Origin of the sequence: Pyxidicoccus sp. MSG2, from assembly GCF_026626705.1 — a bacterium.
GTDB lineage: Bacteria > Myxococcota > Myxococcia > Myxococcales > Myxococcaceae > Myxococcus.
On record NZ_JAPNKC010000001.1, the window covers coordinates 6494661 to 6515380 of the forward strand.

The 20720-nt window shown below is 69.7% G+C and carries 23 protein-coding genes and 1 pseudogene; 12 read left to right on the top strand and 12 right to left on the bottom strand.

What is annotated here, in order from left to right:
- Window positions 1-63: 63 nt before the first annotated feature.
- Window positions 64-651, bottom strand: coding sequence for a GrpB family protein (locus OV427_RS25510; protein ID WP_267858773.1), 588 nt, complete (start codon window positions 649-651; stop codon window positions 64-66).
- A 296-nt stretch (window positions 652-947) separates the two neighbouring features.
- Window positions 948-3083 (bottom strand): M3 family metallopeptidase, encoded by a 2136-nt coding sequence (locus tag OV427_RS25515; RefSeq protein WP_420718278.1) that lies wholly within the window; start codon window positions 3081-3083, stop codon window positions 948-950.
- A gap of 64 nt (window positions 3084-3147) precedes the next feature.
- Between OV427_RS25515 and OV427_RS25520 the strand changes: the two genes are divergently transcribed.
- The gene (locus OV427_RS25520; RefSeq protein ID WP_267858774.1) at window positions 3148-3639 is read left to right on the top strand and encodes an Lrp/AsnC family transcriptional regulator; all 492 of its coding nucleotides are present in this window, start codon (window positions 3148-3150) and stop codon (window positions 3637-3639) included.
- On the opposite strand, the gene OV427_RS25525 is transcribed toward OV427_RS25520, so the two are convergent.
- Window positions 3622-4047, bottom strand: coding sequence for a hypothetical protein (locus OV427_RS25525; RefSeq protein WP_267858775.1), 426 nt, complete (start codon window positions 4045-4047; stop codon window positions 3622-3624). The two genes, OV427_RS25520 and OV427_RS25525, sit on opposite strands and share 18 nt — an antisense overlap.
- Before the next feature lie 175 nt (window positions 4048-4222).
- The gene (locus OV427_RS25530; RefSeq protein WP_267858776.1) at window positions 4223-5728 is read right to left on the bottom strand and encodes a DUF4253 domain-containing protein; all 1506 of its coding nucleotides are present in this window, start codon (window positions 5726-5728) and stop codon (window positions 4223-4225) included.
- A 76-nt stretch (window positions 5729-5804) separates the two neighbouring features.
- Between OV427_RS25530 and OV427_RS25535 the strand changes: the two genes are divergently transcribed.
- Window positions 5805-6218 (top strand): hypothetical protein, encoded by a 414-nt coding sequence (locus OV427_RS25535; protein ID WP_267858777.1) that lies wholly within the window; start codon window positions 5805-5807, stop codon window positions 6216-6218.
- A gap of 65 nt (window positions 6219-6283) precedes the next feature.
- On the top strand, window positions 6284-6916 hold the full coding sequence (locus OV427_RS25540) for a glutathione S-transferase family protein (RefSeq protein ID WP_267858778.1): 633 nt from the start codon (window positions 6284-6286) through the stop codon (window positions 6914-6916).
- A 9-nt stretch (window positions 6917-6925) separates the two neighbouring features.
- On the opposite strand, the gene OV427_RS25545 is transcribed toward OV427_RS25540, so the two are convergent.
- Entirely contained in the window at window positions 6926-7063 is a 138-nt protein-coding gene (locus OV427_RS25545) for a hypothetical protein (RefSeq protein WP_267858779.1), read from the bottom strand.
- Window positions 7064-7277: 214 nt separating this feature from the next.
- Window positions 7278-7484, bottom strand: coding sequence for a hypothetical protein (locus OV427_RS25550; RefSeq protein ID WP_267858780.1), 207 nt, complete (start codon window positions 7482-7484; stop codon window positions 7278-7280).
- A 197-nt stretch (window positions 7485-7681) separates the two neighbouring features.
- Between OV427_RS25550 and OV427_RS50825 the strand changes: the two are divergent.
- Window positions 7682-7819, top strand: a pseudogene (locus tag OV427_RS50825) (citrate synthase); the annotation flags it as partial.
- Between the two features lie 230 nt (window positions 7820-8049).
- Window positions 8050-8682: a hypothetical protein gene (locus OV427_RS25555; protein ID WP_267858781.1), complete on the top strand. Its 633-nt coding sequence runs from the start codon at window positions 8050-8052 to the stop codon at window positions 8680-8682.
- A gap of 687 nt (window positions 8683-9369) precedes the next feature.
- On the opposite strand, the gene OV427_RS25560 is transcribed toward OV427_RS25555, so the two are convergent.
- The 3 genes from OV427_RS25560 to OV427_RS25570 all read right to left on the bottom strand — a co-directional run bounded on the left by OV427_RS25560 (window position 9370) and on the right by OV427_RS25570 (window position 10776).
- Window positions 9370-9570 carry a hypothetical protein gene (locus OV427_RS25560; RefSeq protein ID WP_267858782.1) on the bottom strand — a complete coding sequence of 67 codons (201 nt, stop codon included), beginning with the start codon at window positions 9568-9570 and terminating at the stop codon, window positions 9370-9372.
- A 163-nt stretch (window positions 9571-9733) separates the two neighbouring features.
- On the bottom strand, window positions 9734-10261 hold the full coding sequence (locus OV427_RS25565; RefSeq protein WP_324290068.1) for a transposase: 528 nt from the start codon (window positions 10259-10261) through the stop codon (window positions 9734-9736).
- Window positions 10168-10776 (bottom strand): winged helix-turn-helix domain-containing protein, encoded by a 609-nt coding sequence (locus OV427_RS25570; RefSeq protein ID WP_324289989.1) that lies wholly within the window; start codon window positions 10774-10776, stop codon window positions 10168-10170. The genes OV427_RS25565 and OV427_RS25570 overlap by 94 nt, the downstream gene beginning before the upstream one ends.
- Between OV427_RS25570 and OV427_RS25575 the strand changes: the two genes are divergently transcribed.
- A complete protein-coding gene (locus tag OV427_RS25575; RefSeq protein ID WP_267858783.1) occupies window positions 10743-11390 on the top strand; it encodes a transposase in 648 nt (215 codons plus the stop codon). The two genes, OV427_RS25570 and OV427_RS25575, sit on opposite strands and share 34 nt — an antisense overlap.
- A gap of 589 nt (window positions 11391-11979) precedes the next feature.
- Here the strand turns inward: OV427_RS25575 and OV427_RS25580 are convergent.
- The 3 genes from OV427_RS25580 to OV427_RS25590 form a co-directional block, all read right to left on the bottom strand.
- On the bottom strand, window positions 11980-12594 hold the full coding sequence (locus OV427_RS25580) for a DUF4304 domain-containing protein (protein ID WP_267858784.1): 615 nt from the start codon (window positions 12592-12594) through the stop codon (window positions 11980-11982).
- A gap of 2 nt (window positions 12595-12596) precedes the next feature.
- Complete coding sequence (locus OV427_RS25585; RefSeq protein ID WP_267858785.1) at window positions 12597-13571, bottom strand: alpha/beta hydrolase family protein; 975 nt, start codon at window positions 13569-13571, stop codon at window positions 12597-12599.
- A 112-nt stretch (window positions 13572-13683) separates the two neighbouring features.
- The gene (locus OV427_RS25590; protein WP_267858786.1) at window positions 13684-15126 is read right to left on the bottom strand and encodes a PLP-dependent aminotransferase family protein; all 1443 of its coding nucleotides are present in this window, start codon (window positions 15124-15126) and stop codon (window positions 13684-13686) included.
- Window positions 15127-15235: 109 nt separating this feature from the next.
- On the opposite strand from OV427_RS25590, the gene OV427_RS25595 reads away from it, so the two are divergent.
- The 6 genes from OV427_RS25595 (at window position 15236) to OV427_RS25620 (ending at window position 20706) form a co-directional block, all read left to right on the top strand.
- Window positions 15236-15694, top strand: coding sequence for a cupin domain-containing protein (locus OV427_RS25595; RefSeq protein ID WP_267858787.1), 459 nt, complete (start codon window positions 15236-15238; stop codon window positions 15692-15694).
- 5 nt (window positions 15695-15699) lie between these two features.
- Window positions 15700-16161 carry a DoxX family membrane protein gene (locus tag OV427_RS25600; protein WP_267858788.1) on the top strand — a complete coding sequence of 154 codons (462 nt, stop codon included), beginning with the start codon at window positions 15700-15702 and terminating at the stop codon, window positions 16159-16161.
- A gap of 80 nt (window positions 16162-16241) precedes the next feature.
- On the top strand, window positions 16242-16898 hold the full coding sequence (locus tag OV427_RS25605; protein ID WP_267858789.1) for an LON peptidase substrate-binding domain-containing protein: 657 nt from the start codon (window positions 16242-16244) through the stop codon (window positions 16896-16898).
- A gap of 130 nt (window positions 16899-17028) precedes the next feature.
- Window positions 17029-18921 (top strand): NAD(+) synthase, encoded by a 1893-nt coding sequence (nadE, locus tag OV427_RS25610; protein WP_267858790.1) that lies wholly within the window; start codon window positions 17029-17031, stop codon window positions 18919-18921.
- Window positions 18922-19067: 146 nt separating this feature from the next.
- On the top strand, window positions 19068-20231 hold the full coding sequence (locus OV427_RS25615) for an outer membrane protein (RefSeq protein WP_267858791.1): 1164 nt from the start codon (window positions 19068-19070) through the stop codon (window positions 20229-20231).
- Between the two features lie 151 nt (window positions 20232-20382).
- Window positions 20383-20706 (top strand): FKBP-type peptidyl-prolyl cis-trans isomerase, encoded by a 324-nt coding sequence (locus OV427_RS25620; RefSeq protein WP_267858792.1) that lies wholly within the window; start codon window positions 20383-20385, stop codon window positions 20704-20706.
- Window positions 20707-20720 lie beyond the last annotated feature (14 nt).

A 20720-nucleotide genomic window follows, 5' to 3' on the forward strand; every position in this document is an offset into this window, starting at 1 on the left:
GCGTGTCATGGCCTTCCTGGACTCCGCGGCCCCCCGCCGCAACCGGTGCGTGCCGAAGCGCGCTCACCCGTTCGCGGCGCGGGCCTTCGCCAATATCCGCTGCACGACGTCCGTCTTCGCGTCGGCGTAGTTCTGCACATACTTCCACTCCTGCTTCGCGAGCTCGCGCTTGCTGGCGGCGTAGAGCTCCAGGTCCTCGGGATGCATGCGAAGCCAGTCGCGGAATAGGAGCATCTGGCCGACCTCGGCACAGCCCTCCGTGAACACGTGCAGGTTGATGTCCGTGTCGGGGCCCTTGAACATCCGATGCTCGAACCAGTGGGGCTCGCGGATACGGAGCACGTACCCGGCCGCCTCCATCACCGGCACGTAGCTCGCTTCGTCCGCCGAGTCCTCCACGGTGAGCACCATGTCGATGACCGGCTTCGCGGGAAGGCCGGGCACTGACGTCGAGCCCACGTGCTCCAGGCGCTTCACCCGGGCGTCCAGCGTCGCGCGGACCCTCGCGGCCTCGCGCTCGAACAACGCGGGCCACGCGGGGTCGTAGTCGCTCACGACAATCGGGCGCGTCAGTGGCTTCAGCTCGCCGAGCGTCGCGGCGCGAAGCTCCTCCTCCGTCGTCTTCCGCGTGTCGTCTTCCCCGGAGCTCATGCGCCGGGACATTACAACCGGAGTCAGCGGGGCAGCTTCTCCAGGAACGCCAGCAGCGCCGCGTTGACCTCCGGCGCCCGCCGCAGCCAGGACAGGTGAAGACGTCGAAGGCGAAACCGCGCTTGAGCAGCGTCGCCGGGTCCAACCGCGCAGCGCGCTGCTTCCTCCGCACCTCCGCACCAGGTGGTACGAGACGTATGTGGTGTGTGTCTATCAGGCTCCAGGAAACATGATGGGGGACTTCCAGAAGAGCGTCATGTCCAGGCGCTGACCACGCCTTGAACGTGCGTCCCGCGCTACGGGTTCGCCGGAGCCGGTGTGGCCGGGGCCGCGGGAAAGCTTCGCTCGCGCAGTAGCGCGCCAGCGTCGGCGTCGCGGCCCCGGAAGGCGCGGTAGCCCTCGAACGGGTCGACGGTGTTTCCCACGGACAGCACATGGCGCCGCAGGCGGTTCGCGGCCTGGAGGACCTGGGCGCGCGCCTTGCCCGAGAACGCGTCGTAGGCATCCGCGGCCAGGACATCCGCCCACAGGTAACGGTAGTAGCCCGCGGCGTATGCGTTGCTGGCGAAGACATGCCCGAAGTGGGACATGCGAAAGCGCATGCCGACCGCTTCGGGTGCGCCCAGCTGCTTCAGTGTGGCCTGTTCGAATGCACCGGGGTCCTTCGGCGGCGCCGCGGCCAGATGGAGCTTCATCTCGACCAGCGCCGAGGTCAGGAAGTCGACCGTGTAGAAGCCCTGGTTGAAGGCCGCCGCCTTCTCGATTTTCGCCAGGAGCGCCGCGGGCATCGGCTTGCCCGTCACATGGTGGCGCGCGAACCGGGCGAGGACCTCCGGTGACGACACCCAGCGCTCGAACAGCTTGCCGGGAAACTCGGCGTAGTCGGGCACCACACGCCCACCCGCGAGGGAGGGGTAGGCCACGTTCGAGTTCAGCTCGTGCAGGGCATGACCGAACTCATGGAAGAGCGTCTGGGCGTCGCGCCAGCCCAGCAGCGCGGGTGTCCCTGGTGCCGGCTTCACGAAGGGCAGGGCGTTCGACACGATGGGCGTCGCCGTGCCCCGGAACCGCTCCTGGATGCGGAACGGGTCCGTCTGCCCGCCGTTGTACTTGCCCTGTCGTGCGTAGGGGTCGAAGAAGAGCAGCCCCACGTGCCGGCCGCTGGCGCGGTCCTTCACTTCGAAGACGCTCACGTCGGGGTGGTAGACGGGCACGCCCCTGGCGGACGCGAAGCTGAAGCCAAACAACTCACCCGCGAGCCAGAACATGCCTTCCCGAAGCGCGTCGAGCTGCAGATACGGCTTCACCTCGCTCTCATCGAAGTCGTACTTCGCCTTGCGGACCTTCTCCGCGTAGTAGCGGTAGTCCCACGGCTCGATCTTCTCGCGCTGGCCGGAGCGCAGCGCGAGGGCCTGCATGTCGGCCACCTCTTCACGCACCCGGGCGACGGCGGGCGTCCACATCTCCTCCAGCAGCGCCATGGCGCGCTCGGGCGTCTTGAGCATGGTGGGCGCCAGCTGCCGGTGGGCATAGGTGGGGTAGCCCAGGAGCCGGGCCTGCTCCGCGCGAAGGGCCAGCATCTCCGAGATGATGGCGTGGTTGTCGCGAGCGCCACCTCGGTTGCCCCGGCCGTCATAGTTGCGCCAGACCTTCTCGCGCAGCGCCCGCCGGTCCGAGAACGTGAGGAAGTCCGCCACCGCCGAGCGCGTGTTGGCCACGACCCACCGGTCCTTCATGCCCCGCGCTTCCGCCTCGGAGGCGGCGGCTCGCCGCAGGGGCTCGGGCAGCCCCGCCAGGTCCTGCTCGCTTTCGAGCACGATGCCTTCCGCCTCGTCGCCCCGCACGTTCTGGGAGAAGGTGGTGTAGAGCGCCGCGAGCCGCTGGTTCAGCTCCGCCATGCGCTTGCGGCCCCTGGTGTCGAGCCAGGCACCCTCATTCACGAACGTCTGGTGGTAGTGGTCGACGAGCCGCCGCTGCTCCGGTGTCCACTTCGCCCGCTCCGGCGACGCATGGACCGCCTGGACGCGCTGGAAGAGGCGCTCATCTTGCGGCATCTCGTCCCAGAAGGCGGCCAGCCGGGGCGACATCTCCCGTTCCACCTCTTGAAACTCCGGCGTGTTCATCACGTTGGACCACGCGTTGTAGACCTCGTAGACGCGCGTGAAATCCCGCCCCGCATCCTCGAGCGCGGCGATGGTGTTCTCGAACGTGGGCGGCTCCCTGGCGCTCGCGATGGCGGCCACTTCCCGCCGGGACGCATCCATCGCGGCGTCAAAGGCGGGCCGGAACTGCTCGGCCTTCACGCGGTCGAAGGGGGGCACGCCGCCGTAGGGCCCCTTCCAGGGCGCCAGCAGCGGATTCGACGGGGCGGGGGCCGCCAGGACTGCGCCGGCGGTGAGCACTCCGAGCAATGCGATTCTGTATCCGGGCATCTGTGTAGAATAGGTGTCGGAGCAGTTCTCCATCCATCGAATGAAATTCGACTGGGAGCCCGGAATGACGCCTCTCGACCGAATCGATCGCACGATTTTGACCGCGCTCCAGAAGGATGCGCGGTTGTCCAACAAGGAGCTGGCGGCGCAGGTGGGGCTGGCGCCCTCCACGTGCCTGACGCGCGTGAAGAAGCTGGAGTCCGAAGGCTTCATCCAGGGCTACCGCGCGGAGCTGGACTCGGGCGCGCTGGGGCTGGGCCTCCAGGCGCTCATCTCCGTCCAACTGCGGCTCCATGTCGACCATGCCTTCGGCAGCATCGGCGACCACCTGCGCTCGTTGCCGGAGACGGTGGCTGTCTATTGCCTGGGCGGCAGCACGGACTTCCTGGTGCACGTGGTGTGTCGCGATACCGAGCACCTGCGGCGGCTGACCATCCTGTCCTTCACCAGCCGTCCCGAGGTGAGCCGCATCGAGACGTCGCTGGTGTTCTCGTACACGCGGCTGCCCGTGCCCGTGGACCCCGAGGAGATGGCAGCGCTACCTCGGCCCAGATGAGGGAGCGCGCGTACACCTGCCGCGTCCCCCATGGGCTTGCCCTTGCGGCTTGTCGCCCTTCACCACCCCGAAGTCGGACGGCGGCGCGTAGACGCCGTTCACCGTCGTTCCACCGTTGTGGATGGCGGGGAACATGGGCTGCATGTTCTGGGGGAAGCCGAAGGTGCGTATGGCGGAATAGGCGGCCACTTTCACCCCGGCGTCCGGTAGCCCGTGCGCGTCTTCGAAGCCAACGCGCTCGACTACCTGGTCAAGCCGGTGGTGCCCGAGCGGTTGGCCGCCGCCGTCGCGCGGGCGCGCGCACGTCACGCCGCGATGAAACCGGAGGAAGCGCCGCGCGGAATGCTGGGGCCCGACGACCAGGTCTTCCTGCGCGAGGGCGAGCGTTGCTGGTTCGTAGCGCTGCACGAGATCAGCCGGATCGTCGTGGACGGCAACGCGATTCCGCGAGTGTCAGGCCGGCACCGCGCCGAGCCGCTGTGGCTGTGGCCGGTGGTGATTGGCATTCCCCTGGCGGTGCTGGGGCTGGCCAGCTCCGCCGCGCGCAAGCGGCGGGCCTTCGCCGGCCGCCAGGGCGCGTGCCTCAGTCCCACCAGAGGTGCCAGGTGGTCGACTCCAGCAGCGCGGCAGCCTCCTGCTCGGCCGTGCCCACGTTCGAGGGCACCAACGCCAGGTGCTCGTACGCGAGGGCCAGCGCGGCGTCCCGGTCCTTCGGAAGCCGGTCCACCACCCACTCGACGGTGCCGGGAGTGACGGAGGCGACACGGGCGCCGTAGCGCTCCTCCCAGCGACGCGCCATCGCCGTCACCTTCACCAGGGACGGCGTGGACTCTCCGGCCTGCAGGAGGACGGGCAGGAAGGCCACCGTCTTCCACGCCGCATCCGTGGGCACGAGCGCGAGGCGCACCCTCTCGTAGGGCTTGCGGGACAGCGGCTCTACCACCGCACCGAGCGACGTGCGGACACCTTGCGCCTCGTCTTCGCCCATGTCGCTCCGCGGCGCGGCGCGGGCCTTCGCAATCAGGGCCTCCACGTCCACGCGCTCGGCGAGCGCCACATTCGAGGGAGGGTCCTCCACCGGGTCGTCCCACATGGGCAGGCCGATGTGGTTGTCGGGCTGGGGCAGCTTCGGGCGATTCGCCTGCTCCTCCCACCAGGCGAGGTGCGCCTCCCTCAATTCGCGCTCGTTCCCGCCGAGGAGCACGGGGCGGTAGCCGGTGCGGGAGGCCTGGGCATCCAGCGTGCGCCACAGCCGCTCCGCCTTCTCGCCGGGCACGTCCGCGTAGAGGACGCCGTAGCCCTGCGGATAGAGCGCATGCAGCGGCCCCAGGTCCAGCCCCTTCAGCGGTTCGGGCGTGGGCACCTCGGGGACAATCCTGCGCAGGGCCTCGAAGCGCTCGACCTCCAGCGCGGGCCGGTAGAAGCGCGGCCGCAGCGCCTGGGGAGGCAGGGCCTCGAGGACGTCGCTGAGCGCCTCCCCGGTGTTCGGCATCTCCACCTCGGCCCCCACCGTGAGCGACGGGTCCAGCAGCCGGGCCTCGCGCAGCGACAATTGCAGGCGCGGGTCCTTGACCGTCTCCACCACCTTCACGCTCGTCCACGACCTGTCCCGCGCTATCGGCATCCGGGTCCACGGGTGGCGCTTCAGCGTGCGCGCCTCCAGGTCCAGGCCCGAGCGCCGGAGCACCGTGCGCAGCTCGGCCTCGTCCACGCCCGCGACGGCGGCCGCGCGCGCCAACACCCGGGCCTCCGGGTCCGCGAGGCGGACGAGCAGGTGCGGCAGGCGCGCGACGTCCACGGTGAGTTCCACGAGGTTGCCGGGCCCGAAGTACGGCAGCTCCAGCATCTCCTCGGCCTCCTTCGCGGAGATGCCCTCGGGGCCCTCGACCTCCAGCCCGTAGCGCCGGAGCAGCGCGAGCCCGTCGTCCTCGGCTTCCAGCCGGTGCCGGGCCAGGAGCTCTTCATCGGACCCCTGCGCCGGGCCCAGCGCGGCGAAGATGAGCGCCGCCTCGAGGGCGGCCTCCAGCTCCTGCGGGTACCGCAGGGCTTCAGGGGGGCTGCCGGATGTCTTCGAACCTTGAGTGCTCACGATGGTGCATCCGTAAAGGAGGAGGCTCCACCCCACCGCGAGTGCGGCGACCGTGTGCCTCCGGAGGAATGTCCGCATGCCGTTCCACTCAAGCATGACGGATACAACTGCAACAGCCCTCCGAAGGCTTGACGCGACCCGTTTAGATGCGCCCTTCCGCGGCCTGCTGGCGCTCGATGCTGCGGTGGCGCTGGGTGACGGCATCGCCATCACCCGGTCCGAGGTTCCGGTGACCCGCTTCTTCGACCTGGAGACTGGCGAGGCCCTGGGCGAGGTCGCGGGGACGACCGCGCCCGAGGACGCCCTGCGCCTGGCCCTCTGGGATGCGCTGAGCGACGGGCCGGTGGCTTTCCACCGGCGGCGGGAGCTGGCGCCGCTCGTCCACTTCCCCGACGCGATGGAAGAGGTCGTCGTCCTGCGCGACGGGCTGGTGGTGGCGCGCGGGCAAACGGAGAAGGACCCCCTCTACGTCCTGATGCTTCATACCTGACAGCCCCCTGTCACAGAGGATGGGTAGGTCCTGCCCATCCACCCACGCCGTCCTGGAGGAGCGCCATGAAGCTCTACTTCCACCCCATGTCCGGAAACTCGCGCCGCGTGCTGCTCGTGGCCACCCACCTCGACATTCCCCTGGAGCGCATCGAGGTGGACCTCACCACGGGCAAGCAGCGCGAGACGTCGTACCTGGGCATCAACCCCAACGGGCGCGTCCCGGTGCTGGACGACGACGGCTTCGTGCTCTGGGAGTCGCGCGCCATCATGCTGTACCTGGCGGAGAAGACGCCGGGACAGACCCTGCTTCCCTCGGACGCGCGCGGCCGCGCCGACGTGAACCGCTGGCTCTTCTGGTGCTCCGCCCACATGTCTCAGGCGGCCACCGTCCTCGTCCTGGAGAACTTCGTGAAGCAGCGCACCGGCCGCGGGCCGCCGAACCCCACCGAGGTCGCCCGCGGCGAAGCCCTCTTCGCGCAGGCCGCGCCCGTGCTGGACTCGCACCTCGCGGGCCGGACGTGGGTCACGCAGGATCGCCTGACGCTCGCGGACTTCTCGCTCGCCTCGTCGTTCGCCCTCGCGGGGCCCGCGCGGCTGCCGCTCGGGGACTACGCGAACATCCGGGCATGGCTCGGGCGCGTGCAGGAACTGGAGGCGTGGCAGCGCACCGCGCCTCCGGCCCCCTCCCGCGCCTGACGAAGGCGCTCAGCCCGCGGCCATCGTCCGCACGCGCTCCGTCAGGAAGTCGAGGAACGCTCGGACCTTGGCGGACATGCGCTGCGGGGAGTGATGGTAGGCGTAGAGCGGGAAGGTCTCGTCGGCCCAGTCGGGCAACACCCGCACGAGCCGACTTCGACCGCCTGCACCGCACGAACGTGCGCGGGACGTTCGTCGTGGCCCAGCCTGCGCCACGCCTCGAAGGGAAACAGCATCGCGTCCGGAATGCCGACGCGGAAGTCATGGGCTGCGGGCCCCTCGGGCTCGCATAGGGCGGGCAGGGTGCTCCAGGTGACCTGGACGCGCAGCCGGCTCTGGGGCGATTCCCTGCACGAAGCTGTTATTTCGACGGAGCTGTGGCGCGTGATGCGAGCGGCGTGAGGTGGAGTTCGCGAAGCTGCCGCTCGAGCGTGAGCCCGCGGTCAGCGAAGAACTTCACGCCGCGGCGCACGGCGGCGAGCGCCCCATCGAGGTCGCCCGTCACGTACCGCAGTTGCGCGCGCAGGAAGAGCTCGGCGCCATGGTCCAGCCCATCAGGGAGCGACATGCTTCCTGCACCTTGAGAGGGGTGGGCGTCACGCCCTGACCTCGTGTGCGCACCCGCCGCTCAGGACATCTTCGCCACGAGCTTGAGCGGCAGGTTCCGCGGCAGGAAGCCCACGGCCGTCCACGGCCAGCCGGGCACGTAGGCTGGGAAGCTGGCATCCACATGCCAGCCGTCATCGCCTGGTGCTTCGCTGCTCGGGAAGCGCGGCCACGCTCTTCGCCGTGGGGTGCGCGGCGGACTGGATGGCGCACGTGTTGGAGCAGCGCGAGCAGGGCCACCTGTTGCGTCCACGAGCCCGCTACGTGGAAACCATGCCGCCCTCCGCTCGCACATGACCGGCGCGCGACAACCGGGCCTGGTCAGTCGTCCGCGAACGACGCGGCGGCAAGGCAGGCAGATGACCCCCGAAGCACGGGTGCACGCTCGGCCGATAGCGCGCAAGAGAGCGCAAAGTTCCTGAAACTCCAGGCCGTTCTGGAGAATACACCCCGTCACGTCCCGTCCGGAGGCCCCCGCGCACGAAGGGGGGTTGGCCGATACGCGCCGGGCGGGGATGCTCGCGGGAATGACCGGGCTACAAATTGGAATCTTCTCCGGCGTCTTCGGAGTCGGCTTGGGGGCCGCGAGCCTCATCGGCTACGTCCGCTGGCGGCGCTGGCAGCAGACACTCCAGGCCTGGCAGGACTTCGCGACCACTCGCGGCTGGTCCTTCATGGCGACGCCCGGGTTCATGTACTCCGAGGGGACGCTGGAGATGAAGGGCCGCCACGCCGGGCGGTCGTTCACCGTGGAGACCGAGCACCGGGGATGGGGCAGGGCGTTCCACATCGTCACCATCGTCCGGCACAAGCTGGGTGACGGCTTTCCGCGCGACGTAACCATCCGGTCCAAGACGCGAGGCGACATATTCCTCATGCTGTTCGGCGCGAAGAACGAGGAGATTGGCGATGCCAGCCTCGATGCCGTGCTGGACCTGGACAGGGTCACCCCCCGGGCCAGCGCCGTCCTCCTCAGCGCGGGGGTACGAGGGCCCATGCTGAACCTGGCCAACGTCTTCGAGACCTTCTCCATCGAGAACGGCGTCCTGTCGGTGGAGGTGATAGCCGTCCCGCGCACCACCCGCGAGATGTACAGATTGCTGGCGCCCGTGCGTGAACTGGCCGACGCCGTCCAGGGCGCGCGCGACCCTACCCGCTGACGGGCGGAGATCACCGGACAGGCCGCTTCGGGCCCCGCCTTCCATGCGACCTGCTCCAGCGCTTCGGCTACCCCCCGCATTGAGGTCGTCGGACTCCCCATGCAGCCCGGTGGGCTCGGCGGGTGCGGGTTGAATGTAACGGAATGCTCAATCCGCACGTCGTACCAATGGACCCGGCGCGAACGTGTAGGAGGAATTGGCGGCCACGTTCACCTCGGCGTCCGGTATCCCCTCTGTGAGCCCCCTCTCGGACGCTGGCGGGCGGTGGCCCTCGATGAGGGGCGGGGCTCCCCGCCGCGTGCCTGCGTGCGCGCTGCTTTCCTGTCGGGCGGCCTCTGTGGCCCAGCCGGTGCCGCTGAAACCGAGGTGCCGGGGGGGCCTCTGTCCTTAGGCGCGGTCTTGAACTTCAAGAGACGGCGCTGGCCCCGCCTCGTTGTGATCGGAGTCCCAGAAGTGCTTGTTCATGGACGGCGCATAGTCGATGCGGTGTTTTCGGCGCCACTCGCTGACCCAGTGCAGGTGACAGCCCATTCCCACGCCCCCAACCCACACTGGCTTCTCGCGGGGCATTGCCAGCGGGGCGACATGGACTTCACGATCCGGTCGTTCAGACGCTGAGCTGAAACAGAAAAGGGCGGGTCCGGAAACGGGCCCGCCCTTTTCGTTTCGGCTCGACCGGCCCGTCGATCAGCCCGCCGCGCACATCATGTAGATGTCGGGGTGCGGGCAGACCCATCCGTCGACGGCCCAGAAGCAGCCCGCGCTGAGGAAGCATGGATCGTTGGGGTCGCCCCGCAGGGGGCGCGACGCGGGATCGGCGGCCCCGGTCACAGGCGCGGCCGTCAGCGAGATCGCGGCGAGCACTCCGGCGATGATGGACTTGTGCATGGTGCTTCCTCCAGATGGAAACACAACCTTAAGATTGACGACGGCGTGCTGACAAGTCACCAGGGCGTGTATGGCGGCGCTTCCAGTGGCGGCCGGCGGCGCCGACGGCATGCTGGGCGGCGGCGTGGGTGATATGGACTTCTAAACCGCCTCGGCGAGTCCGCTAAACATGAAGCCCCGCATGCTCGAAGAAGGAGCGGAGGACATCGGGGCGATGCTGGAGGGTGAGGAATTCCCTTCGCGCCAGGCGCCTGAGGTCCGAAATGGCTGGGGGCGCCGCGTTGAGCAAGGCCTCCTTCACCATGCCATTGCAGCCCTCTTCTGAGTCGAGGTCCGGGGCGTACGGGGGAAGCCACTCGATGCGGAAGTCCTTCGTATGTCGTTGCAGCCATGCGCGAATCGCCTTGGAACGGTGCGCCTGAAGGCGGTCCCAGATGATGACCAGGGGGCGTCCGATGCGCTGGCGGAAGTAGCGCAACGCGGCGATGACTTCTTTGTCGTGGACAGCGCCAATGACGTGGCGAGCGAGCACCTTGGGGCGTTCACCGCCTTGCGGGGCCGTCAGCAGCACGATGCTGGAAACCTCACGGCGCCTGCTCAGGCGCTTGAGGACGGGGACTTGTCCCACCGGCGCCCAGGTGGTGCCCAGGCGGGCCCGAAACGTGTGACCCGTCTCATCCAGGAAGGCAATCGCCCTCCCGCTTCTTCGAGCCCCCTTTTGATGCGAGGCCAGTCCCGCTGGACCCAGGCTTCAATGAGCGCGGCATCCCGCTCGCGGGCCTGGGAATGAGGACGGTGCGCAGAGAACCCCAGCCGATGCAGGGGCCTGGACAAAGAGCGCGGGTGGTAGCGCACGCCCCAGCGTTGCTCAATGAGAAGGGCGATGCGTGGAAGAGTCCATCGCTCCGTGGGAAAGCCGGCCCGAACGGCGCCGGCCTTGAGCACTCGAGCCACTTGCTTCCACTGCGAAGGGCTCAGCCGGCAGGGGCGGCCCTCATGGGGCTTGCGCCGCAGCCTCTTGACGCCCCCCTGCGCGAGGGCTTTGCACCACTGCGACACCGCTCCTCGGGTGACGCCGCACTCGTCCGCCACATCCACCGGGCGCCAGCCCGATGCCAGCAGCGAAGCGGCGAACAGTCGCCGCTCCTCCATCTGCTCGGGCGTCAGCCTGAATGGCTGCTGCCCCATCACCACCACTCCCTTCATCGAAACAACCGCTCCGATGTTTAGGGGATTCGTCGAGGCGGTTTAGGTCCGGTCGCTCAGCCGCTGAGCTGGAGCGGTTGCTCTGGGTGGTGCGTCACCGGGTGCTGCGCCTGCTGGAGAAAAGAGGGGCCCTGCTCGCGCAAGGGCCTGAGGACGCGCTGCAGGCGTACAAGGCGCACTCCCTGCAGCAGCGGCTGCGCTGGACGGAGGTGGACGTGCGGCTCCCTCCCCGAAAGCAGCCCCGGTGCGCCTTCCTGGAAGTCTTTTCCCTGCATGCCAATACGGACTTTCACGAGAACAACCGGCAGGGCCTGGAGCGGCTGTGCCGCTACGGAGCACGCGGTGCGCTGGCGCTGGAGTGTTTGTCACGAGTGCAGGACGGCCGCCTGGCGTACCGGATGAAGCGCCCGCTGGCGGACGGCACCACGCATCTTTTCTTCACCGGGCTGGAACTGCTCCGTCACCTGGCGTCCCTGGTGCCTCCGCCTCGGGCGAACCTCACGAGGTTCATGGCGTCTTCGCTCCGGGCGCCAAGCTCCGCCCATTTCTGCTCCCTCCAGCGGGGACGGAGGCGGGCCCACAGAAGGAGAGCCTCTCCTTGGCCGCGACGGTAGAGGAGCCGAGGAAGCAGAGGCCGGCGCGGGTGGATTGGGCCGGGCTGCTGCGCAGGACGTGCATGCTGGACGAGTTCGCCAGTCCGTAGTGTGGAGACAGGCGAAAGGTGCTGGCGTTGTGCCGGCCCTCGCTGGGGTGCGCTCGATATTGGAGCACCTGGGACTTCCCAAGCAGGCTCTGAAGAGGGCCCCGGCCCGGGGCCCCCCAGCAGGCGTGGTGCTGAACCTGGCGCAGCCGCTGTCAACACGCCCCAACAGCCTGCCTCTCTGCTCAAGCGAGGGCGGCCAGGGCAGGGGTGTGCCCCAAGGGGGTGCACCGTCCCGTGTACCCGCGCGGCCTTGCTGGCCCCGTCAGCGGCCCTTCTCGGCCCCGCCTTCTGCACCCCACCCCCACCCCCACCCCCGCCCCTCCCCCCGACGTCTACCCGGAAGGACGCTACCGGGCGAGGCCGACAGAGAGGTACTCAAGGGCGAACCGGGCCTGGACCGTTCACGCCTCGGGCTCCTGCCGCAGGAGTGTCAACCCGACGGCAGCGTGGAGACCGGTGCTGGGGCGCGCCAGGAGCGGGCGATTCCCTGCGCGAAGCTGCTATTTCGACGGAGCTGTGGAGCGTGATGCGAGAGGCGTGAGGTGGAGTTCGCGAAGCTGCCGCTCGAGCGTGAGCCCGCGGTCAGCGAAGAACTTCACGCCGCGGCGCACGTCGGCGAGCGCCCCGTCGCGGTCTCCCGTCACGTAGCGGAGTTGCGCGCGCAGGAAGAGCTGGGCGCCATGGTCCAGCGCCTGGTGCCGCAGCAGCTTCGCGGGGCCGTCCACCGCGTCGAGAAACGCGGCGACGCGAGCGAGGTCCGCCGCGAGCCGCTCCGTCAGCTCCGCTTCATCGGTGCTCGCGTCCACGCTCCAGTTGGACGGAGCACCTGCGACCAGGTCCTCCATCCGCTCGCGGAAGTGACACTCGTGTTCCCTGGGTGCTTCGGGGACGGGCTCGTTCTCCAGGCGGTAGAGGGCATCGAAGGCGATGGCCACATTCACGTAGCACCGGGCCTCGCTCGCGGTGTTGCCGTGTGAGCGCTGCACGTTGAGCACCTGGAGCGTCTCACCGTGACGGCGGCGCCAGGTCAGCTCCTTCTTCTTGAATCCACCTGCCTTGGCGAGCGGCTGCATCGCGGCGGTGGCGATGGCGGTCAGCGTCTTGATGGCGTCCATGGTCATTCTGACTGTCGTGGGAGGGGCGCCACACGCGCGAGTGAATCCCGGACCGCGGCGCACAGCGCCGTCCGCTCGGTGAGGATGGCGGAGACGTGCCCGGCGTTCACCCACCGCAGCTCGCTCTCCTTCCAGTGGGCGTGCAGGGTGCGCGTCTCCGCCGCCGGGACGAAGCCGTCCTTCTTGCAAGCGAGCAGGATGGCCGCGCCGGGCTGTCGCGGGAGTGGGAACTTCGTCAGGTTCGCCAGGTCGAAGATGCGGCCCAGCCGCTGGCGGGCCTGCTCCGCGTCACGCCGGGCGCCGTCCAGTTCCGAGAAAGAGATGGACCACGACAGCAGCCCCCGGGTGAACACGGGCACGGGGGACGCGCCCGCCGCCAGCGCCGCCACGGCGAGCGGCCCCGGGAACAGCACCGCCGTGAGCGCCGCCATGTACCCGCCCATGCTGTACCCCGCGATGCCCAGGCGCTCGTAGCCGGCGTCACGCAGCCACGTGAGCAGTGCGCGGGCCTCCTCCACCATGCCGAGGTTCATCAGCACGTGGTCGCTGACGGTGCGCAGCGCGCCGCCCTTCTGTCCGAGCGGACGGCGCACGCCGTAGTACGGATTCTCCAGCAGGAAGAGGTCGACGCCCTCACGGACCAGCGGCGAGTAGAGACGCTCGCGGAGCACGTAGCCCTCTTCGCGCGAAGCGGCGAGCACCACACAGGCCGAGCGCCCACGGGTGTGCTCCGCGCTCAGCCACCGGACATGCGCCGTCTGGACGGGCGGGGCCAGGAGGGGCAGGGGCGAGGTGAAGGTTCCGTCCCGCAGCCACGCGCCCCGGTGCGGCCTGGCGTCACCCCACTCGGGAGTGACGCGGGCCGGCTCCGGGAGGAAGGAGGTCCCCACCTCCACCTTCTCCAGCAGTTGCTCGTCGCCCCAGCCGTGGGTGAACAGTCGGGCGCGGCGGGCCAGCCCCGCGAAGAGGACATCCACGACGTGCGCACCGAGCGGGGACCAGGACTCCTCGCGCCCATCCTATGCGCCCGGCCCTCGCATCCAGCACCTGTTCGAGGTTCACCCCTGCGTCCGGGCCGGCGTTGTCCTCCTACGGGCGTTTCGCCGTGGCCGCCGCCGCGACACAGGCGCGCAGGCGGCGAAGTCCCTCGTCGATGTGGGTGGTCGCCACCGCGCCATAGCCGAGCACGAAGCCCGGCTGCGCGGGCCTGCTCGCGTAGTAGCTCGACAGTCCCTCGATGCCCACGCCGGCCGCCTTCGCACGCTCCAGGGTCTCCCGCTCCAGCTTCAGGCCCCCCCGACGGAGCGTCGCGCTCAGGTGCAGGCCCGCCACGGATGGCAACGGCTGGAGCCAGTCGCCGAAGTCGCGCGTCAGCCGCTCCAGGATGCGCTCGTGCCGGCTCTCGTACTCGCGCCGCATCTTGCGGATGTGCCGCGCGAGCAGTCCCTCGTCGATGAAGCGCGCGAGCGCGGCCTGCGCCGGCCACTGGCTGTGCCAGTCACTCACCTGCTTGGCCACCCGCAACTCCCGTTGGATGGAGGGCGGCGCGATGAGGAACCCCAGGCGCAGCGCGGGGAGCATCACCTTCGAGAACGAGCCGACGTAGATGACCCGGCCGGAGCGGTCCAGGCTGAACAGCGTCTCCAGCGGGCGCCCGCCGAAGCGGAACTCGCTGTCGTAGTCGTCTTCAATCACCACCGCGTCCCGCTGCTTCGCCCAGTCGAGCAGCGCCGTCCGCCGCGCGGGCGACATGGGCATGCCGAGCGGGAACTGGTGCGAGGGCGTCACGTAGACGAGCCGCGCGTCGTCCGGCAGCGCGCGCACGTCGAGCCCCTCCGCGTCGACGGGGACGGACACCACGCGCGCCCCCAGGGACTGGAACAGCATCCTCGCGGGCGGATAGCCCGGCTCCTCCACGGCGACGCAGTCCCCCGGCTCCAGCAACACCCGCCCGATGAGGTCCAGCGCCTGCTGCGCGCCGTGCGTGACGAGGACGTCCCCCGCGTCCGCGTGGACGCCCCGAGCGACACCCACGTGCCGGGTCACCGCCTCGCGCAGCCCGAGGTGGCCGGCCGCTTCCGCGTGCCCCGACGGCACCGTGGCGGCCCGGAGCTGCCGCGCCAGGAACCGGCGCCACGTCTCGTAGGGGAACAGCCGCGAGTCCGGAATGCCCACGCGAAAGTCATGGGCCACGGGCGCGTCGGGGGCGCGCGGGTCGGGCAGGGTGCTCCAGATGGCCCGGGCGCGCAGCCGCACCGCCGAGGACGCCCTCACGCGGCCACGCCCCCGGGGCGTTTCACCCTGCACGAAGCTGCCTGCCCGGGTGCGGCCCGCCAGCAGGCCCTCCGCGGTGAGCCACTCATAGGCCACGCTCACCGTGTTGCGCGACACCGAGAGGCGCTTCGCCAGCTCGCGCGTGGGCGGCACCCGCTCTCCGCGCCGCAGCCGGCCGTCGAGGATGGCCGCGCGCAGCTCCCGGTAGATCTGCCCGGCGATGTCGCGGCGGCTCTGGAGGTTGACGTGCAGGTCCATACCGCCGGCAACCTTGGATTGGCCCAGTGAGATTCGTCAATCCTGGCTCTGCCATCGGGACATCGCCGAGGGCACTCTGCCGTCACTTCCAGACGACAGGAGACACCCCATGACGCCCGCTGCCCCCGCCGCCTCGCACCCCGTCCACCCGGACCGCATGCCCTGGATTCCCATGGGCCGTCCCGGGTTGTCCTTCAAGCCGCTGCGCTTCTTCCGCGACGACAGCGGCTGGATGTACCTCTTCCGGCTCGAGCCCGGCACCGTCATCCCCCTGCACCGGCACACCGGCGAGGCGCATGGCTTCAACATCTCCGGAAGCCGCAAGCTCCTCGACACCGGCGAGGTGATTGGCCCGGGCACCTACGTCTATGAGCCGCCCGGCAACGTCGACACCTGGATGGCCGTGGGCGACGAGCCGACCATCATCCTCATCAACGTGCGCGGCGCCATCGAGTACCTCGGCAAGGACGGCGAGGTCACCGGCCGGGTGACGTCGAACGACCGCCTCAAGACGTACCAGCGCTGGTGCGAGGAGCACGGCACCGCGTTCCTCGCCACCGTGGAGTGACGCCCATGCACACCACCGCATCGGACTCCGTGGCGGACCTCCCGCGCGTCTGGACGCTGGAGCGATTCGGGCTGCTGTACGCCCGCCTCGCGCTCGGCGGCGCCTTCCTGTCCGCCGTCGCCAGCCGCTTCGGCGTCTGGAAGGCGGACCCGGGCCTCGGGTACTTCGACAACTTCATCCGCTACACGGGTGAGGTGAACGCCTTCATGCCCGCGTCCACCAGTCCCTTCCTCGCGTGGGCCGCCACCGCCGCGGAACTCTGCCTGGGCCTCCTGCTGGTGCTCGGCTTCCGGCGGCGCCAGGTGGCGCTGTGCGCCTCCGTGCTGCTGGCGCTGTTCGGCACCGCCATGGCCCTTTCCTTCGGGCCCAAGGAGCCGCTGGACTACTCCGTGTTCTCCGCCTCGGCGGGCGCGCTGCTGCTGGCGCTGTATCCTGCCCGGCCCGGCGGAACCCACATGTCGGTGTAGCCTGGAAAGAGCGCTCGGCGGGCCGCATGTTTGGAATGCGGCCTGGGGCCGATGGGCTTATCTCCACAGGGGTGCCCCCAATGACCGCTCAAGAACGTGTCGAGCGCGCCGCCAGCGCGCTGAAGGTCTTCCCGCTGCCCTCGGCGGTGCTCTTCCCGCACACCGTCATCCCCCTCCATATCTTCGAGCCGCGCTACCGCGCCCTGGTGAAGGACGCGCTCGCCGGGGACCGCGTCATGGCGCTGGCCCAGCTCGAGTCCGGCTGGGAGGGCAGCTACGGCGGCAAGCCACCCATGCAGCCCATGATGTGCGCGGGCATCATCATCTGGGACGAGCAGGTGGAAGAGGGGCGCTACAACATTCTCCTCCAGGGCGTGTGCCGCGTCCGCCTGGCCGGCGAGCTGACGGGCGACAAGCTCTACCGCGAAGTCTCCGCCCAGGTGCTGCCAGATCTGCCCTACCAGGGGCCCGAGGAGGAGCAGCTCCGCCAGGCCGTCTTCGAGCTGGCCGGCCGGGTGCCTCCCTCCTTCGCGGAGAACCTGCTGCCGGTGGCCGCGCGCGCCATGGGCGGCATGCTGGCGGACGTGGTGGCCTCCGCCATCATCCCGGAAGCCGAGCGTCGCCAGGAGTTGCTGGCCGAGCTGGACGTGAAGCGGCGCCTGGATGCGGTGATGGAGGACATCGGCGAGCTCATCGGCCGCCTCCAGCCCGTGCGGCCCTCCGGACCGCTGAACTGACCGCGGGGCCCCTCCGGCCCGCGGGTTGGGCTTGCCTTGAGGGGCGGGCCGGGCATTGCTGGGCCCCACACCGGTGCCGGATGGCGGGCCACTCCCGGGCGCGTCCGGCCGAAAGGGGACTGGAACCACCATGCGGCTCGTGAAGCTTGGGCTTGCCAGCGTCAACACCACCGTGGGCGCCTTCAGCAAGAACACGGACAGGGCCCTGGCGCAGGCGAAGAAGATGGCGGCGGATGGGGTGACGCTCGGGGTCTTCCAGGAGCAGCTCATCGCCGGCTATCCGGCCGAGGACCTGGTGCAGTGGCAGGGCTTCATCGACCGGCAGTGGCCGGAACTGGAGCGCTTCGCCCGCGAGACGGCCGCGCTGCCCACCGTCTTCGTCGTCGGCGTGGGCATCGCCTGGCAGGGCCTGCGCCTCAACTGCGCGGCGGTGGTGGCGGGTGGGCGCGTGCTGGGGCTCGTGCCCAAGGAGAAGCTGCCCACCTACAGCGTCTTCTACGAGGCCCGGACGTTCGGCCGCGGCCTGCCGGGCATGGCGGAGGTCTACCGGGGCGTGCCGCTGGGGGACTACCTCTTCCAGTTCGACTTCGGCCTCGTGGCGCCGGAGGTGTGCGAGGACATCTGGAGCGCGGACGGCCCCATGCGCCGGCGCACCTATTCCGGCGCGGAGCTGGTGGTGAACCTGTCCGCCTCTCCCTTTCGTCTGGGGTTCGTGGAGACGCGGCGCGAGCTCATCGCCACCCGCGCGGCGGACCACCAGTGCACCATCGCCTACTGCAACGGGCTGGGCAGCAACGACGGCCTCATCTTCGACGGCGGCGGCTTCCTCAACCAGAACGGCCGCCACGTCATGGAGACGCCGCGCTTCCAGGAGGGCTACGCCGCCGCGGTGGTGGACCTGGACCGCACCCTGCGCCTGCGCGGCGAGGCCACCACCTGGCGCGTGGACCGCGAGGCGTGGGTGGCCAACGGCGGCCAGCGGGTGCCCGTGGTGGACTGCTCCGCCGCGGTGCGCACGCGGCGCGAGGGGCTCACCTACCCGGTGCCCCCGCACCGCAGCTTCTTCCTCCCGGGGCCGGACCCGCGCCGGCCCGCCCGGGAAGCCCTGTGCGAGGATTTGCTCGACGCGCTGGCCCTGGGCGTGGGCGACTACTTCGAGAAGACGCGCGCCTTCAAGGTGCTGGGAATCGCCCTGTCGGGCGGGCGTGACTCGCTGCTGACGCTGCTCATCGCCCACCGCTACGCGAAGAAGGCGCGGCCGGAGGACCCGGGCTCGCTCATCCGCGCGTTCTACATGCCCAGCCGTTATTCCAGCGACGCCACCAGCGAAGCGGCCGAGACGATTGCCCGCGAGCTGGGAGTGCCCTTCCAGGTGGTCTCCATCGACGAGGCCTTCGAGCGAGAGCGCGCCGTCGCCCAGAAGATGCTGGGGGACAAGCCCGTCACGCCGATTACGGAGCAGAACATCCAGGCCCGCCTGCGCGCCCAGCGCATGTGGAACTGGAGCAACTCCTGCGGCGGCCTGTTCCTGCAGACAGGCAACATGAGTGAAAAGTCGGTGGGCTACACAACCATCGGTGGAGACCTCATGGGGGCTCTGGCCGTCATCGCCAACGTACCGAAGACGGTGGTGATGTACCTGCTCGACTACCTGCAGGAGACGACGGGCTACGAGGGCATCAAGAAGGTGCTCGCCAAGCCCGCCGGTCCGGAGCTGGCGCACAACCAGGTGGGGGAGGAGGAGCTGATGCCCTTCCCCGTGCTCGACGCATGCTTCTACCTGCACGCGGGCGAGAAGCTCACCCCCGCGGAGATGCTCCAGGCACTCACCGCCATGTTCCCGGAGGTGGAGGCGGCGCGCCTGAGCGGCTACGTGGAGAAGTTCGTCCGCCTCTTCCAGCAGTCCATCTACAAATGGGTGCAGTCTCCGCTGTCGCTGCACATCGGCAACCTGGACCTGGACCGCGAGCGCGCGCTGCAACTGCCCGTCGTCACCGCCACCGACTGGCTGCGCGAGGGCTGACGCGCAACCCCTGTTGCCTCCACGCCACGCCCGGCCGCCCCACGGACGAACGGCCCCTCCAGCAATTCGCCCTTGCCGGGTGGCGCCTTGCCGGATGTCACTTCGCAAACAACCTTCAGGTCAGCCACTCGACGATGGAGGGTTGGATGAAAGCGAAGATTCTGGCGGGCGCCATCGGGGCGCTCATGTACGGCACGGCGGCTGTTGCCGCTGACGGTGATTGCCCGCCTTCACGGGCAAGCGCTGACGGGGCGTCGCAAGGGGTGATGCTGGCCCAGGCGCAGGATGAGATGCCCGTGGAGGGAGACGTCCAGCAGGAGGACACCACCATCATCGAGACGGAGCCGGTGCCCGACACAGGCGTGGCGCAGGACCCGCTGCTCGATGAAGGCGTGGGTGGCAGCGGCGACGTGGGACAGGATGTGGAAAAGCAGGATGTGGAAAAGCAGGAGCCGGGCATCGGCGGCAGCGGCAAGTCGGGCGAGATGCTGCTGCGGTGCGAGCCGGTGAAGGAGGGTACGGGCGGCAGTGGAACGATGCAGGCCCCGTCGTCCCAGGAGCTGACCCCGCCGCCGTCCCAGGAAGTGATGCCGCCGCCGCAGACCCCGCCGCAGACCTCGCCGCAGACCGAGGAGCTGCCTCCGCCGCAGTCCGAGGCGTACCCGCCGCAGGGCGAAGCCACGGGCGGTAGCGGCGTTGCCACACCTCCTCCCGACTACCGGCCCACGGCCGCGGCGGCGGAGCCCATTGAGCCGCTGGAGGTGAAGGAGAAGGAAAAGAACGACATGACGGGCCTGACGCTGCTCATCGGCGGCGGCGTGGAGGGCTATACCGGTGCGCTGGCGCCGCAGATCAACCCTGGCGCCACGGCGGGTGTGACGGCGGCCATCCGGCCGTCCAAGGTGTTCGGCATCGAGCTGGGCTACAGCGGCGCGGTGAACAACATCGACATCCCGACCGCGGGCGGCGCGGTGGACGGCCCGGACCTCGTCCGCAACGGCGGCACGGCCGTGGCGACCCTGGGCCTGTTCGCCACCCCCTGGCAGCCCTATCTGCTCGGCGGCATCGGCATCAACGACTACAACTTCCGCGGCGGCGAGGGACTCGGCTTCTCGGACGACACCGTGGGCAGCGTGCCGGCGGGCGTCGGTCTCCGGGGTGCCATCGGCTCATTCCTCGCCGTGGATGCGCGCGTCAACTACAACTTCCTCTTCGACAAGGAGTTCGCTCCGAACGTGGATTCCGGCGGCGGCGACTTCAACGAGGGCGGCAGCTACCAGGGCACCGTGAGCGTCGGCGGTACCTTCTGAGCAGCCTGTCGTGGCAGTGGATTGCGCGGAATGACCTGGTGGCGCGGTGCCCGGAAGCGAACGGGCCCCGCGCCACCGCGCGTTTTACGGTGCGGCGCGTGCGCGGCTGGCGCGTTAAGGTGTCCCACCCCCGCGGCAAGAGGAGAGGTGAATGAGCCTGAAGGTGGAAGACGTGAAGGTGGGAACCGGCACCGAGGCGACGGCCGGCAAGTCGGTGACGGTGCACTACGTGGGGACGCTGACCAGCGGCTCCAAGTTCGACAGCAGCCGGGACCGGGGCCAGGGCTTCTCCTTCCGGCTCGGCGCGGGCCAGGTCATCGAGGGCTGGGACAAGGGTGTCGCCGGCATGAAGGTGGGCGGCGTGCGCAAGCTCACCATTCCCCCGGAGATGGGCTACGGCGCGCGCGGCTACCCGCCCGTCATCCCCCCCAACTCCACCCTCCTGTTCGAAGTCGAGCTGCTGGAAGTCCGCTAAAGGAAGCGAGGCGC

Excerpts from the sequence above, each read along its gene's own strand:
- OV427_RS25510 (WP_267858773.1), bottom strand. The coding sequence starts at position 651 with ATGAGCTCCGGGGAAGACGACACGCGGAAGACGACGGAGGAGGAGCTT.
- OV427_RS25515 (WP_420718278.1), bottom strand. The coding sequence starts at position 3,083 with ATGCCCGGATACAGAATCGCATTGCTCGGAGTGCTCACCGCCGGCGCA.
- OV427_RS25520 (WP_267858774.1), top strand. The coding sequence starts at position 3,148 with ATGACGCCTCTCGACCGAATCGATCGCACGATTTTGACCGCGCTCCAG.
- OV427_RS25535 (WP_267858777.1), top strand. The coding sequence starts at position 5,805 with ATGCCGTTCCACTCAAGCATGACGGATACAACTGCAACAGCCCTCCGA.
- OV427_RS25540 (WP_267858778.1), top strand. The coding sequence starts at position 6,284 with ATGAAGCTCTACTTCCACCCCATGTCCGGAAACTCGCGCCGCGTGCTG.
- OV427_RS25550 (WP_267858780.1), bottom strand. The coding sequence starts at position 7,484 with ATGTCGCTCCCTGATGGGCTGGACCATGGCGCCGAGCTCTTCCTGCGC.
- OV427_RS25555 (WP_267858781.1), top strand. The coding sequence starts at position 8,050 with ATGACCGGGCTACAAATTGGAATCTTCTCCGGCGTCTTCGGAGTCGGC.
- OV427_RS25560 (WP_267858782.1), bottom strand. The coding sequence starts at position 9,570 with ATGCACAAGTCCATCATCGCCGGAGTGCTCGCCGCGATCTCGCTGACG.
- OV427_RS25575 (WP_267858783.1), top strand. The coding sequence starts at position 10,743 with ATGGCTGCTGCCCCATCACCACCACTCCCTTCATCGAAACAACCGCTC.
- OV427_RS25570 (WP_324289989.1), bottom strand. The coding sequence starts at position 10,776 with ATGAAGGGAGTGGTGGTGATGGGGCAGCAGCCATTCAGGCTGACGCCC.
- OV427_RS25580 (WP_267858784.1), bottom strand. The coding sequence starts at position 12,594 with ATGGACGCCATCAAGACGCTGACCGCCATCGCCACCGCCGCGATGCAG.
- OV427_RS25590 (WP_267858786.1), bottom strand. The coding sequence starts at position 15,126 with ATGGACCTGCACGTCAACCTCCAGAGCCGCCGCGACATCGCCGGGCAG.
- OV427_RS25595 (WP_267858787.1), top strand. The coding sequence starts at position 15,236 with ATGACGCCCGCTGCCCCCGCCGCCTCGCACCCCGTCCACCCGGACCGC.
- OV427_RS25600 (WP_267858788.1), top strand. The coding sequence starts at position 15,700 with ATGCACACCACCGCATCGGACTCCGTGGCGGACCTCCCGCGCGTCTGG.
- OV427_RS25605 (WP_267858789.1), top strand. The coding sequence starts at position 16,242 with ATGACCGCTCAAGAACGTGTCGAGCGCGCCGCCAGCGCGCTGAAGGTC.
- nadE (WP_267858790.1), top strand. The coding sequence starts at position 17,029 with ATGCGGCTCGTGAAGCTTGGGCTTGCCAGCGTCAACACCACCGTGGGC.
- OV427_RS25615 (WP_267858791.1), top strand. The coding sequence starts at position 19,068 with ATGAAAGCGAAGATTCTGGCGGGCGCCATCGGGGCGCTCATGTACGGC.
- OV427_RS25620 (WP_267858792.1), top strand. The coding sequence starts at position 20,383 with ATGAGCCTGAAGGTGGAAGACGTGAAGGTGGGAACCGGCACCGAGGCG.